General features: G+C 40.2%; 16 protein-coding genes and 4 tRNA genes. 15 read left to right on the forward strand and 5 right to left on the reverse strand.

Annotation, left to right across the window (positions count from 1 at the left end):
• The first annotated feature begins 52 nt into the window (after positions 1-52).
• The 5 genes from orn (at position 53) to E5N72_RS04495 (ending at position 1725) form a co-directional block, all read left to right on the forward strand.
• Positions 53-598 (forward strand): oligoribonuclease, encoded by a 546-nt coding sequence (orn, locus tag E5N72_RS04475; protein ID WP_135923411.1) that lies wholly within the window; start codon positions 53-55, stop codon positions 596-598.
• Positions 599-870: 272 nt separating this feature from the next.
• Positions 871-946, forward strand: a tRNA-Gly gene (locus E5N72_RS04480).
• Between the two features lie 99 nt (positions 947-1045).
• Positions 1046-1121, forward strand: a tRNA-Gly gene (locus E5N72_RS04485).
• A gap of 102 nt (positions 1122-1223) precedes the next feature.
• A tRNA-Gly gene (locus E5N72_RS04490) sits at positions 1224-1299 on the forward strand.
• Between the two features lie 350 nt (positions 1300-1649).
• A tRNA-Gly gene (locus E5N72_RS04495) sits at positions 1650-1725 on the forward strand.
• Between the two features lie 86 nt (positions 1726-1811).
• Here the strand turns inward: E5N72_RS04495 and E5N72_RS04500 are convergent.
• The 3 genes from E5N72_RS04500 to E5N72_RS04510 all read right to left on the reverse strand — a co-directional run bounded on the left by E5N72_RS04500 (position 1812) and on the right by E5N72_RS04510 (position 3211).
• Positions 1812-2237, reverse strand: coding sequence for a secondary thiamine-phosphate synthase enzyme YjbQ (locus E5N72_RS04500; protein WP_130166180.1), 426 nt, complete (start codon positions 2235-2237; stop codon positions 1812-1814).
• Positions 2234-2701, reverse strand: coding sequence for a chemotaxis protein CheX (locus E5N72_RS04505; protein ID WP_135923412.1), 468 nt, complete (start codon positions 2699-2701; stop codon positions 2234-2236). Before E5N72_RS04505 ends, E5N72_RS04500 begins: the two co-directional genes overlap by 4 nt.
• 75 nt (positions 2702-2776) lie before the next feature.
• Complete coding sequence (locus E5N72_RS04510) at positions 2777-3211, reverse strand: transcriptional repressor (RefSeq protein ID WP_135923413.1); 435 nt, start codon at positions 3209-3211, stop codon at positions 2777-2779.
• Positions 3212-3305: 94 nt separating this feature from the next.
• On the opposite strand from E5N72_RS04510, the gene E5N72_RS04515 reads away from it, so the two are divergent.
• The 9 genes from E5N72_RS04515 to E5N72_RS04555 all read left to right on the forward strand — a co-directional run bounded on the left by E5N72_RS04515 (position 3306) and on the right by E5N72_RS04555 (position 9524).
• Positions 3306-3926: a MarC family protein gene (locus E5N72_RS04515; protein ID WP_135923414.1), complete on the forward strand. Its 621-nt coding sequence runs from the start codon at positions 3306-3308 to the stop codon at positions 3924-3926.
• A gap of 97 nt (positions 3927-4023) precedes the next feature.
• Positions 4024-4503, forward strand: coding sequence for a hypothetical protein (locus E5N72_RS04520; RefSeq protein WP_135923415.1), 480 nt, complete (start codon positions 4024-4026; stop codon positions 4501-4503).
• 226 nt (positions 4504-4729) lie between these two features.
• Positions 4730-5707: a tRNA dihydrouridine(20/20a) synthase DusA gene (gene dusA / locus E5N72_RS04525; protein WP_135923416.1), complete on the forward strand. Its 978-nt coding sequence runs from the start codon at positions 4730-4732 to the stop codon at positions 5705-5707.
• Positions 5708-5942: 235 nt separating this feature from the next.
• Positions 5943-6617 (forward strand): PspA/IM30 family protein, encoded by a 675-nt coding sequence (locus E5N72_RS04530; RefSeq protein ID WP_135923417.1) that lies wholly within the window; start codon positions 5943-5945, stop codon positions 6615-6617.
• Between the two features lie 10 nt (positions 6618-6627).
• Positions 6628-6834: a PspC domain-containing protein gene (locus E5N72_RS04535; protein ID WP_135923418.1), complete on the forward strand. Its 207-nt coding sequence runs from the start codon at positions 6628-6630 to the stop codon at positions 6832-6834.
• Positions 6835-6843: 9 nt separating this feature from the next.
• The gene (locus E5N72_RS04540) at positions 6844-7170 is read left to right on the forward strand and encodes a hypothetical protein (protein WP_135923419.1); all 327 of its coding nucleotides are present in this window, start codon (positions 6844-6846) and stop codon (positions 7168-7170) included.
• Positions 7171-7250: 80 nt separating this feature from the next.
• Positions 7251-7757: a copper chaperone PCu(A)C gene (locus E5N72_RS04545; RefSeq protein ID WP_135923420.1), complete on the forward strand. Its 507-nt coding sequence runs from the start codon at positions 7251-7253 to the stop codon at positions 7755-7757.
• 8 nt (positions 7758-7765) lie between these two features.
• On the forward strand, positions 7766-8752 hold the full coding sequence (locus E5N72_RS04550; RefSeq protein WP_135923421.1) for a DUF2333 family protein: 987 nt from the start codon (positions 7766-7768) through the stop codon (positions 8750-8752).
• Positions 8753-8756: 4 nt separating this feature from the next.
• Positions 8757-9524, forward strand: a complete 768-nt coding sequence (locus tag E5N72_RS04555; protein WP_135926227.1) for a TIGR04219 family outer membrane beta-barrel protein — start codon at positions 8757-8759, stop codon at positions 9522-9524.
• Positions 9525-9552: 28 nt separating this feature from the next.
• Here E5N72_RS04555 and E5N72_RS04560 read toward each other — a convergent pair whose 3' ends face one another.
• A complete protein-coding gene (locus tag E5N72_RS04560) occupies positions 9553-10440 on the reverse strand; it encodes a TIGR03899 family protein (RefSeq protein WP_135923422.1) in 888 nt (295 codons plus the stop codon).
• Entirely contained in the window at positions 10409-10945 is a 537-nt protein-coding gene (locus E5N72_RS04565; protein ID WP_135923423.1) for an SRPBCC family protein, read from the reverse strand. Before E5N72_RS04565 ends, E5N72_RS04560 begins: the two co-directional genes overlap by 32 nt.
• A 233-nt stretch (positions 10946-11178) precedes the next feature.
• Between E5N72_RS04565 and E5N72_RS04570 the strand changes: the two genes are divergently transcribed.
• Positions 11179-13374: an EAL domain-containing protein gene (locus E5N72_RS04570; protein ID WP_135923424.1), complete on the forward strand. Its 2196-nt coding sequence runs from the start codon at positions 11179-11181 to the stop codon at positions 13372-13374.
• Positions 13375-13392 lie beyond the last annotated feature (18 nt).

The raw sequence follows: 13392 nt of genomic DNA on the forward strand, positions 1-13392 counted from the left end.
TATGATATATCTAAATGCGTTGGATCTAAAGGAAAGCACCGCTAAGGTAACTATGTCTTTTCATAAATCAAATCTTATCTGGCTCGACCTGGAAATGACAGGCCTCGAACCAGCAACAGATAAAATACTCGAAATTGCCACTGTTGTCACCGACAGTGATTTAAACATTTTGGCTGAAGGCCCTGTTATTGCTATTCATCAAAGCGATGAACTGCTTGATGGCATGGATGAGTGGTGTACGACTCAGCACGGTCAATCTGGTTTAACAGCTCGCTGTAAAGCAAGCACATTCACAGAGCAAGATGCCATTGAGCAAACACTGGCATTTTTGAAGCAATGGGTACCTGCGGGTGCTTCGCCTATGTGTGGTAATTCTATCGGCCAAGATCGCCGCTTTATGAATAAGTACATGCCTGAATTGGAAGACTACTTTCACTACCGTAACCTCGATGTAAGCACAGTTAAAGAGCTTGCGCGTCGCTGGAAACCTGACGTGTTAGCACAAGTGAACAAAAAAGGTTCGCATCTAGCCCTCGACGATATTAAAGATTCGATCATGGAATTAAAGGTTTACCAAGAAAAATTCTTTAATTTGTAAAAAACATTTGCAAACACATCGGATTATTGTAGAATCCTGCCCCGCTTAAGACGTTAACCCCCGCGGGGTTAGTGTGCCTTTAGCTAAACTTTTATAGTTGAAATTTGCGGCACTAGTTCAGTTGCCAGAACGTTTTACCGCAACCTTCAAGGTTGTGCACCAACGGACAAATTACTGACTACTTATAAAGCGGCACTAGCTCAGTTGCCAGAACGTTTTACCGCAACCTTCAAGGTTGTGCAGCAACGGACAAATTACTGACTACTTATAAAGCGGCACTAGCTCAGTTGGTAGAGCGCAACCTTGCCAAGGTTGAGGTCACGAGTTCGAGCCTCGTGTGCCGCTCCAATTTCTCACCAAAAGAAATTGGCTTAAGTTTCAAGGGGAAAGTAACTAACTTGAAGCTTGTAACTTAAAACTAGTAACTTAAAACTAGTAACTTATTGTGCGGCACTAGCTCAGTTGGTAGAGCGCAACCTTGCCAAGGTTGAGGTCACGAGTTCGAGCCTCGTGTGCCGCTCCAATTTCTCACCAAAAGAAATTGATATAAGTTTCAAGTGGAAAGTTGAAAGCACCAAGCTATTCAAACTTGTAACTTGAATCTTGTAACTAGAAACTATTTGATGCGGCACTAGCTCAGTTGGTAGAGCGCAACCTTGCCAAGGTTGAGGTCACGAGTTCGAGCCTCGTGTGCCGCTCCAATTTCTCACCAAAAGAAATTGATATAAGTTTCAAGGGGAAAGTTGAAAGCACCAAGCTATTCAAACTTGTAACTTGAATCTTGTAACTAGAAACTATTTAAAGCGGCACTAGCTCAGTTGCCAGAACGTTTTACCGCAACCTTCAAGGTTGTGCACCAACGGACAAATTACTGACTACTTTTGAATGCGGCACTAGCTCAGTTGCCAGAACGTTTACCGCAACCTTCAGGTTGTGCGACAACGGACAAATTACTGACTACTTATAAAGCGGCACTAGCTCAGTTGCCAGAACGTTTTACCGCAACCTTCAAGGTTGTGCACCAACGGACAAATTACTGACTACTTATAAAGCGGCACTAGCTCAGTTGGTAGAGCGCAACCTTGCCAAGGTTGAGGTCACGAGTTCGAGCCTCGTGTGCCGCTCCAATCTCTAAAAAATCCCAAAATACTTTCTTAAATAAAATCTTTCTTAAATAAAGCTGTTAAAACCAAATTTTGTCTATAGCTAGTTTTTAGATCTGACCTTGAATCGTCGCGACAATGCGTCTAGCACCACCATGGTCTCGGTGTTCACCTAAATAAATACCTTGCCATGTGCCTAGCATTAAGCGGCCTTGATTAATTGGTATGGTGAGTTCAGCACCTAATGTACTGCTTTTTATATGGGCTGGCATATCGTCATCACCTTCATAATCATGACGATAATAACTTTGTCGTTCTGGCACAAAGTGATTGAAGTGACTTTCCATATCCATTCGCACAGTCGGATCTGCATTTTCGTTAATGGTTAAGCTTGCAGAAGTATGCTGAATGAAAAGGTGTAATAAACCGACTTTGTACTGTGTTATTTCGGGGAGTTGGCGAAGTATTTCGTCATCAATAATGTGAAAGCCTCGCGAGCGAGGCTTTAATTGAATTGTTTTTTGCTGCCAACTCATAGTTTATCAAAGCTTACTTCGATATTGGCGTTACCGTCAGCTGACGTGAATGGAATTAACACCTTGGCACCTTCGCATTTGTGAGCAATTGTATGTCCTTTGCCAGACACTACAACTGGTGTTGCCATATCAAACTCATAGCCTTTTTCGCCAAGTAAGTTTTTAGCACCACCTGTCACCATGTTAGTGATTTCACCGACCATATCGGTAACTTCTTCATCGATAGTTTCTGGTCGTTCTCCGAGCATTCTTTCCATAATGGTTAATGCTAGGCTTTCATCAAATGAGATTGAAAGTGAGCCTTTTGTTTGTGGTCCAACCATACCTATTAAACCGGAAACATCACCACGGGCTACTTCATCTTTTTTTAAACTAGGTTTACCCGGTTTCAATTCTGTTTGAGCCATGGTGCTCAATACATTTAATAATGATGATAAAAATGGGTTGATGAACTCCACATTCATTATTTAATTTCCCTCAGGTTACGCAGCCAAGCTGCAATTATAACTTAAGTGTAGTGGCTGTTCAGAACAGTGCACTTAATCTTTGCAATTTTCACACTTTCCATGTGCTTCGATAGTTTGTCCAGAGACAATAAATCCACTTTCTGCGGCGAGATTATTCAGTTCGTGAGAAATCACTGTTGAATGTAACTCTTTAACAAAACCACAGCTGTCGCAAATTAATAGTTGTACAGGGTGAATATAATCGAAATGATGGCACAACATAAAAGAGTTAGTACTTTCGATTTTATGAATAAAGCCAAGTTCAGACAAAAAATCTAACGCGCGATAAATAGTGGCAGGTTTTGCACCAGACTCAGTTAATTTAAGTTGTTCTAATAAGTCATAAGCACCTACACCACCTTGCGCACTAGCTAAAAGGCGAAATACTTTTTCACGGATAGGCGTGAAACGTGCACCACGATTGTCGCAGACTTGTTTTGCTTTACTAACGAGTGATTCTATATTCATCTTCTCTTATCCTTACGCTACCGTGATATACTAACATACTGTATTGTAGTTGCAGTGTTTTTATTCGCTATCTCGTTTTCAAGGAAGTTTGTTAATGACTGAGTTGCTCGCCGCGTTCATTTTCTTTTTTGCTGTGATTGATCCAATCGGTACGGTGCCTGTCTTTATTGCTGTAACCCGCTGGGATGATGCCAAGTTTAAACGCAAAGTTGCACTTAAAGCGGTAGGAGTGTCGGCATTAGTTTTGCTTTTCTTTGTTATTGCTGGGGAGTTGCTGTTAAACGCAATTAAAATCCCTTTATCGGCATTTCAGATTGCTGGCGGCATTGTTCTATTACTTTTTGCGCTGTCTATGATCTTTGGCGAGAGTAAGCCTGAAAGCGAAATTAAAAGTGTCCGTGATAGTACCGAAACGGCTATCTTTCCGCTGGCAATTCCATCTATTGCAAGCCCAGGGGCAATGCTCGGTGCAGTGTTGATGACGCGCAATAATGAATATACATGGTTAGAGCAACTAGTTACCTCTGCGATAATGTTATCGGTGCTCATTATCGTCTTAGTGTTACTTTTATTGGCTACTCAAGTTCACAAATTAATTGGTGATAGTGGTGCCAGTATAATCAGCCGAGTGATGGGACTAATTTTATCTTCAGTGGCTGTGACAAACATTCTTGGCGGCATAGCTCACTACTTTGGTTTGAGTGTCGTTGGATAAGATGAATTAAAGTGCATTTTCAGTAATTTAAACTTTGAATATTTGTCTTCTTTTATCTAAGTTAAGAAGTAGGCAATAAAAATTTAAGGAATAGAGAATGCTACTCAAAAATGTTGTTTTATCAGTTTTTCTGATTTTTAGTTTAGGTGCTTGCATGGAGCCAACCTATGACAGTGGTAAGTTAAAAGTTATTGAAGTAACTGATCATGATTTTAAAATTAATGGTGAAAGCGCAGTAACAGTGATCATTGGTCATGCAAATGTTGCTGAGTACAGCTTTTCACTTCGTAAAAGTGATTTAAAGAAAGGTACACTTTTACAATCAGTGTCTGACAGCAACCCGAATGTTCGCGCTGATGGTACATTTTTTAGTGAATACTATGTGCAGTCAAAAGATCATGATACTCATGCATCAATTGAAATTGTTGAAATCGACCCTGTTGAAAAAGTAGCGCGAATTGCAGTGGGTGCCAAACTAGTTAACCTTAAGAACGAAGATTATAAAGAGTTAGAAATCACCATATTTGAACTTACAGGCAAAAACTTAGAACACCTCCTTAATGAAGTTAAAAGTTAACTTATCCACCATTTTGTAAGAAGTGAGTGTGTAGTCCACTTCTTTTATTCTTTTCTTCCCCATCTTTGATTATGTCATGTTGCGATTGAGCATTAGTGATATAATATCGAAAATTTTGTCAGGGCATGATGCATCTCTTAAAATTGCGTCATCGCTGTACTGAGCGTTAATCGTATTAGGTAATCAAGTTGCAAGTAAACGTATTGATCTTTAAAGGGGCCATGTTATGAGCACAACGACATTAAACCGCCGTTTTTCCGTGGCACCCATGTTAGATTGGACAGATCGTCACTGTCGAACTTTTCACCGTAAAATGACTAAGCATGCTGTGCTTTACACTGAGATGGTGACAACAGGGGCTATTTTATTTGGTAAAGGCGACTACCTTCATTTTAACCAGCATGAAGGGCCTGTGGCATTGCAGCTTGGTGGCTCAGATCCTGAAGCGTTGGCTAAGTGTGCAAAGTTAGCGGCAGAGCGTGGCTATGATGAGGTTAACCTTAATGTTGGCTGTCCTTCTGACCGTGTGCAAAATGGTCGTTTTGGTGCTTGTTTAATGGCAGAGCCGAAGCTGGTTGCTGACTGTGTTGCAGCAATGAAGGCCGAAGTGACTATTCCTGTTACAGTTAAAACGCGCATTGGCATTGATGAGCAAGACTCGTATGAGTTTTTATGTGCCTTAATTGAAGCAAGTCATGATGTTGGTTGTGATGACTTTATTATCCATGCCCGTAAAGCATGGTTAAATGGTTTAAGCCCAAAAGAAAATCGTGAGATCCCACCACTTGATTACCCGCGTGTTTATCAGCTGAAAAAAGATTATCCGCAACTTCACTTAAGTTTAAATGGTGGCGTGAAAACCATTGCTGATAGTGTGGCTCACCTTGAGTATGTTGATGGCATTATGATTGGTCGTGAAGCGTATAGTAATCCGTTTATTTTGTCTGAGGTTGATGAAAACATTTATGGTGATGAAGCCTTTACGCTTACTCGTCATCAGGTTGTGCGCTCTATGTATGACTATATCGAAGATGAAATGAGTAAAGGTGCTAACTTTTGGCATATTGCTCGCCACATGTTGGGGATTTTCCAAGGCCAACCTGGCGCGCGTGGTTTTAGACGTCATCTTTCAGAAAAGGGTCATGGTAAAGCGGCTGATTTATCTGTTATGGATAAAGCCTTAAGTTTTGTCCCAGAAGCCTAATCATTTCCCTCATTAAAAAGCCACATTTTGTGGCTTTTTTTGATCCTAAAATTTGGTGAAAAAGTTAATTTTTTAGTCAAATTAGTTATTTTTCATTCAGTCACCAGTCAGTCTAATTCTTGATTTTTAAATCTCAACTTATTGTATTTAAATATTTATTTTTATTTTAGTGGTAGTTGGCACAAGAATTGGAATCTCCTTGATGTATTAACCCAATAATCAACAGGAGAGTCACATGGGTGTATTAAATCGCGTAAATGACATTATTCAGGCAAACCTTTCAGCTGCATTAGACAAAGCAGAAGATCCTGAAAAGCTACTGAACTTACTTGTGCAAGAAATGCAGGATGCATTGAGTGAGTGTCGTGCAACTGCAGCCACGTTTCTAACGCAAGAAAAGCAAATGAAGCGTGAAATTGCCGCTAAACAAGCAAAAGTAGCTGACTGGCAAGCGAAGGCAGAAAAAGCACTGAGTAAAGATCGTGACGATCTTGCCAAAGCAGCATTAGTTGAAAAACAGCGTTTAACTACAGAAATCGAAGCGCAACAAGCTGAAATGAATAAAGTGGCTGAGTCACTAGCAAAGCTCACTGAAGATTGTCAGCGTTTACAAAATAAGCTTGCAGATGCAAAAGCAAAGCAACTGACTTATATGCAAAAAGAGCGCGTTGTTACAGCACGTTTAAAAGTAAAAGAGCAGCTGCATAGCAGCAAAGTTGAAGATGCATTAGCGCGTTTTGACTACTTAGAGCAACGCGTTGAAAATATTGAATCGCAGGTTGAAGCGTATGAACTTACGCAAAGTGATGCGGCAAATTCAACAGCAGCACAAATTGCAGCGCTTGAGAAAAATGACGCGATTGATAAAGAACTTGCTGATTTAAAAGCAAGTATGAAGCAATCTGCTTAGGAGTTTAGTGATGAATACATATCATACATCAACACGTTGGTACCGAGATCTAAGCAACAAGAAGATCTCTGGTGTGTGTAGTGGCTTAGCTGCACGATTAGGCTTTCCGGTATGGTCTACACGTTTAGTCATGATCATACTACTTATTCAAATGCCGTTGTTAATAGGCTTGGGTTATTTAGTGGCTCATTGCACTTTACCAGTTAAAGGTTACTAGGAGTCTTTTATGAAAACGTTAGCTATCATCATCTTAGCAATGTTATTACTGTGCACAGATACAATTTCGTTTGTATCGTTTGATACATGGCAGTTGCCTTTGTCGATTGCAGATATGAGCTGGGCTGGGCTTGAAGTGCTTGGTGCTATCATCGCAGTAATTGCCGTTGTGGCTGGGGTTGCTTTATTTACTATTGGCTTAATTGGCGCAGGTGTTGTTGCTGTGATTGGCGTAGTGCTTGCGTTTTTATTTGGCTCAGTTGTAATTGCATGGCCGTTATTGTTAATCGCCGCGTTGTGTTGGCTGGTTGCCGATAACAAAAAATCAGTGGCTTAAGCTGTGAATAAACTGCCTTAATAGCCAAAGTATGCTAAATTTAGCGGGTAAGTAGATGTCTTAACAAGGATTAAAACATAATGAAGTTGTTACCCGCACTGTCTTTTTTTACTGCAAGTTTATTATTTAGTACGTTTACATCTGCCCATAGCGGTCATGAGCACAGCGAGGTTGCAGAAGTTACCGTGAGTGACGCCCAAGTTCGAGAATTCTTACCCGCTAGTAAAGCGACTGTTGCTTATCTTACTATTACCAATCCAAGCGATCACGCCACAGTGCTTACTAAAGCCGAACTGGATGGTTTAGGCCGCGTTGAGATTCATCAGCATACGCATGTTGATGGCATGATGAAAATGCAACAGGTTCTTTCACTGGAAATTAGCGCTCATAGTCAGGTGGAGTTTAAACCTGGCGGTTATCATTTAATGGTTTTTGAACCAGAGGATGAACTAAAAGCAGGGCAAGAGCGTAAACTCACGCTATATTTTAAAAACGGCAACCGAGTTTTTACTCAAGCTAAGGTTGTGTCTTTACAAGAAATGTCTGAACAGGCTGCAAATAAGAGTGAACAACACTCACACCACTAGGAGGTACCATGTCTGAGCATAAAGGAAAAATAGCCAGCGCATTACTTATCATTTTAATTATTTTCTATGCAATTGCGGTTTACTGGAGTAGTGAGCCAGATCGCATGGATGTTGTAAACAAGGCAAAACAAGAAGCCCAACAACGGGGTGAAAAGTTTGTCACCGGTTACACAACCACGTCAACACTCATTAATGTTGCAAGTACATTGTTAAACAAACCGGGTGGCTATTTATCAAATGATATTATGCCACCAAGTGTGATGATGGATAATATGCCGGCATGGGAATACGGGGCGCTTGAGATGACTCGAGACCTGGTATTGTCGATGCGTAAAGACTTTAGTCGTTCACAATCACAGTCGACCGAACATGAGGCTCTGAAAAAAGCGCAGCCGCAATTTAATATAAGTTCAGTAGCATGGGCATGGCCAAGTGCTGAGGCTGAATATCAAAAAGGCATTGATTTACTGATTGTATATCGAACTCAAATTGCGGATCAAAATGACCGCGATAGCCAGTTTTATGCCCGTGCAGATAATCTACGTGGTTGGTTAAAAGAAGCTGAAAAACGCCTAGGCAGTTTAAGCCAACGCTTAAGTGCCAGTGTCGGCCAAGAACGCTTAAACACAGATCTAGCCGGTGATACCGCAGCCCATCAAGCAACCTATACGCCTTTACAGAATCAGGTAAAAACATCATGGTGGCAAATTGATGATGTGTTTTATGAGTCTCGTGGTGCAACATGGGCGTTGCTGCATTTTTTACAGGCAGTTGAATATGATTTTGCCGATGTCTTAGAAAAGAAAAATGCGCGTGTTAGCCTGCAACAGATTATTCGTGAATTAGAGGCCACACAAGAAACCGTGTGGAGTCCAATGATATTAAATGGTAGTGGTTTTGGCTTTGTAGCGAATCATTCATTAGTAATGGCGAATTATATTTCTCGAGCCAATGCGGCTCTAATTGAACTTAGCGAACTTTTAGCGCAAGGATAAAATGATGAAAAAGTACTGTTTAGCGGCCGCCTTATCGATGGCCTGTTTAGCTCCGACAGCTCAAGCTGACACATTATTAGGTTTATATCTTGGTGTTGATGGCTGGCAATCTGATAACAGCGGTAGTTTTGCCCAAGACGGTAATCTACAAAGCTTCAAATTTGATGATGAGACGTTTACGAGCTACTACGCAGCACTAGAGCACCCAGTACCACTTGTACCAAATATTAAACTTAAGTACACAGAGCTTGAATTAAACGGTTCAACCATGCTTGATGAAAGCTTTAGCTTTGGCGATTCTAACTACGTGGTAGGTACAACCGTTGGTACGGTAAGTGATTTGTCACATGTTGATTATATTCTTTACTATGAGATTTTTGATAACGATTTAGTGTCTATCGATTTAGGTGTCAATGCTAAACAGTTTGATGGTGAGATTACGGTAACGGGTACATCGCAAAACGGTGGACCAAGCACTACTGAGCGTGTTGATTTTTCAGGCTTTGTACCATTAGTGTATGGCCGTGCTGAAGTTGGCTTACCATTAACTGGCTTGAGTGTTTTCTTTGAAGGTAGCTTACTGGCTATTGATGATAGTAAGGTTCAAGATTATCAAGCCGGTATTGCTTATGCGTTACTTGATAACCTTGCTATTGATATGGATATTAAAGCGGGCTATCGTTCAATGACCTTAGAGCTTGATGATATCGATGATATCTACACAGATATTGATGCTTCTGGGCCATTTGCAGGTATTCAAATTCACTTCTAAGATGGTGAATCTATTATTAGCTGGCAGGCTATTTTAAAGCATGCCAGCTAACGTCAAACTCATCTTCTAAGGATGTTGATAAAATATTTTTATAAGCTTTATTTATCGGTGTACTAATGAGTTTTTTAAGCTCATCACCGGTTTGAGTAAACTTATAGTAACTAAGCACCAAATCATTACTTTTAGCTTTTAATACAAGGCGCTGATTCATAAAACTAAGGGCTAACTCTTGTCCTGCTTTTAATACTGCTGATTCAATTTCTTTTCGATACAACAAGTTAATATCCATTAAAGTCAAAATGTCAGGAAAACTAACCGGGGTTTTGCCCAAGTTAAATGACACTTTGTTGCCTTTTCTTAATAAATCAAAAAGCGACGGCTTTTTGTAAAAGCCCAAGAGAATTAAGTGACTGTGGTCTTTTTCGTTAAATCCACACAGCGAGGTGCAGCGCTGTAATGCATCGGCTTCACGCTGAGTCATAAATTTAAGCGTTTGTAAGCTTTTGATTGAAAATGTACCTGGAGTAACAGTTTCACCTGCCAATATTTTTGCCCACAGTTTTTGCATTGCAGTATTTGCAGTATCTTCGCATAAACTAATAAAGCGCTCTATCCAATCGAAATCCGGTCGTTGTTGGCCTGTTACATCGGGGCAAAACGCCATCGCCATTGCCATAATGGTTTCGATATTTTCTTGGCGCTTTATTAATTGGATTTCTTGGCGTGTATGGGCTCTGTCGAGTAATGTTGCTTCAGCTTTTACTTGATAGGGTAGCTGTTGTTGTCCTTGCGGCGAGTATTGTTCATCGTTTGTTTGATTGATTTTTACAGACGATGTTTTATGGATAGGGTATCCAAGCTGGTTTTCGATTATGTTAGCAAGATTAATTCTCGCTTGAGCCGCTTTGACTGTCATCGGTAGCAATTGCCTTTTCTGTTGTTGCTAACTGCGCATAGGTTTTTATATTGTTCAAAGCCAACTTAACCGAGTTATTAAGTATATATTGGCTTAATAAAGCGAGGTAGCCGCCAATAATAGGAGTGTTGACTTCACCTTGTAATGTGCATCTAACCTCAACGCCATCTGCGGCATTTGAAAAACGTATCTCGCCTTTTGCAATGTGCTCTTGGTTAAACAAAATATTAAACATCATTGCATTTTTATTTAGTTGGGTAATGGTCATCTCGCCTTTGCCAAAGCGACTTTGCCAAAACTGATGAGCGCCAACACCTTGGCTTGGCTCTGCAATTATAAATTCAATACTTGGGTCAACTGCTTGCCAAGGTTGCCACTCAGGCCATTGGTTAAAATCACTAACCAAACCTGCGATTTCTTCGGCGCTTGCTGATATTCTTATCGACTTATCAACAGTGTATTGTTGAGAAAGCATTAAACCCACCACAAGCGCGATGAGTGTCATAACAAATAATGCTTTTAAACTCACAAAGAATAATTTAATAATCTCACCTCAGGCAATAGTTTTATATCTTTCATAACATTATACGTATCTTAGGCTATAATCTTTTTGATACGACTGTATATGTTATCACTAATGTACCACAGTCGAATAAGTGATAGAATTTTTATGCATCGTTGTAAAGTGGAGAGTCACCATCGATACAGTTTTACGGTGTTCACTTTAAGGAATTATTAATGACATCAGACAGTAATGACTTTTTATTTAACGACCAAGATGATGAGCAGCTTCTCGAAGAAACTGTATCTGATTTTTGGGATGTATTAATAGTCGATGATGATCCTGAAATACATTCTGTCACTAAGCTAGCTTTATCTGGGGTTGAGTTTTGGGATAAAGGCTTGCGATTCCATCACGCCTACTCTGGTGCAGAAGCGCTCGAATTACTTAAAAAAGATCATTCTATTTCCGTTATTTTACTTGATGTTGTGATGGAGTCAGATGATGCTGGTTTACAAGTTGTGAAGCAGGTCAGAGAATGCCTAAAAAACCATAATATTCGTATTATTCTTCGTACTGGTCAGCCAGGGTATGCCCCTGAAGAAAAAGTAATCCGCGAGTACGATATTAATGATTACAAAACTAAAACTGAGCTGACTCGTAGTAAATTGATTACTTCACTGGTAACAGCTATCCGTTCTTATGAACAAGTTTGCCAGCTCGAATTTCAAAGCCGCGCATTAAACAATATTCTACTCGCCTCGAAGGCTATTTTAGGCTTTACCGATATCAAAGCTTTTACCATGGCTGTATTAAAGCAGCTTTCGTTTATTTTAGATTGTGAGCCTCACGGCTTACTGTGTGGTTCGATTGAAGATGACGAGCGGGTTTTTGTTTTGGGCGGTGGCGCTGAATACAACGATGTAATTGGTCAGCGAATTGAGCAGCTTGATAATGGTCGTATCATTTTACAAGTGAAAAACTGCTTAGCACAAGGTGAGCATCAACATACTGAGCTTGACAGTACCTATCTACTAAAAAGTAAAAATCGCCAAGCCGCGATTTACTTAGAAACAAATCAAACGCCAAGCCCGTCGCAGTTACAATTTGCCGAGATCTTTTTAACCAATGTAAGCGTTGGTCTTGATAATGTGCGCTTGTTTAACCGTTTATGTGATGCAGCATATAAAGATATTTTAACAGGTCTTCCTAATCGTAATGATTTTATCAACAAAGTAGAGCGTTTTTATCAGCCCGGTAAAACAGACTATGTTTTTTTATTGATTGATGTTGCCCATTTCTCTGATATCAATAATGGTTTAGGACAAGAAATTGGTAATTTGCTTTTAAATGCCATTGTTGAAAGGCTGCAACAAGAGTATCCAGAAGCCGAGCTACTTTCTCGAATAGGTGCTGATGTGTTTGGTTTGATATTACCAAAACAGCGTTATGACCTTGAGCAGTTACGCGAACATCTTAGTTTACCTTTTACTGCTGGCGAACATATTTTACCTATCAATTTTAAGATTGGCTTGTGCCTTCAAGGTGACTTTCAGAAAGCGGGTATTGAAACACTAAAATTGGCATATATAGCTTTGAACCAAGCTAAAAAGAATTCCTCTGAAATGGTCGTCACGTATACTCCAGAAATGGAAGAGCAGATGGCATGGCGCTTAGGGATTATTAGGCAGCTTCGTCAAGACTTTGAACAACGTAAACTTGAAGTGTGGTTCCAGCCGCAACTAGATTTGAATACATTAGAGATCATTGGCTGTGAAGCATTGCTACGTTGGCCGTCAGGGAATGGCCAATATATTTCCCCAGCTATATTTGTTCCCTTGGCTGAAGATGCAGGTTTAATTGTTGAAATAGGGCAGTGGGTACTAGAACAAGCATGTTTACAACAAAAGCGTCTTGAACAGCTTGGCTTTAACATTAGTGTTGCTGTAAACGTTTCAGTGCCACAGTTTAAAGTGAAAGGTTATGCGCAGCAGGTTAAAGACACTCTAATAAAATATGAAGTTAAGCCACAGTTTATAGAGCTTGAAGTAACCGAAAGTGTGGTAATGGATGAGCTGAGCAATGTTATTACCACTCTTGAGGAGTTAAAATCATTTGGCATTGAAATTGCGATTGATGATTTTGGTACAGGCTTCTCATCGTTGAGTTATTTGCAAAAACTGCCGTTAGATAGACTCAAAATCGACAGAGCATTTATAAAAGACCTACCAGGTAAGGGGTGTGAGGCTATCGCTGCGTTAATTATTTCTTTGGGTGCAAGATTAGGTCTAAAAACAATTGCAGAGGGTGTTGAAACACAAGCACAAGCCGATTATTTACTTGAGCTTGGTTGTGATGAAGTACAAGGATTTATGTACGCTAAGCCTATGCCTGAGAACGAGTTAATCACGTATTTACAAGCCAAACATTAATTAGCTTAGCTCTTGACC

Source organism: Pseudoalteromonas sp. MEBiC 03607 (genome assembly GCF_004792295.1).
Lineage (GTDB): Bacteria > Pseudomonadota > Gammaproteobacteria > Enterobacterales > Alteromonadaceae > Pseudoalteromonas > Pseudoalteromonas lipolytica_C.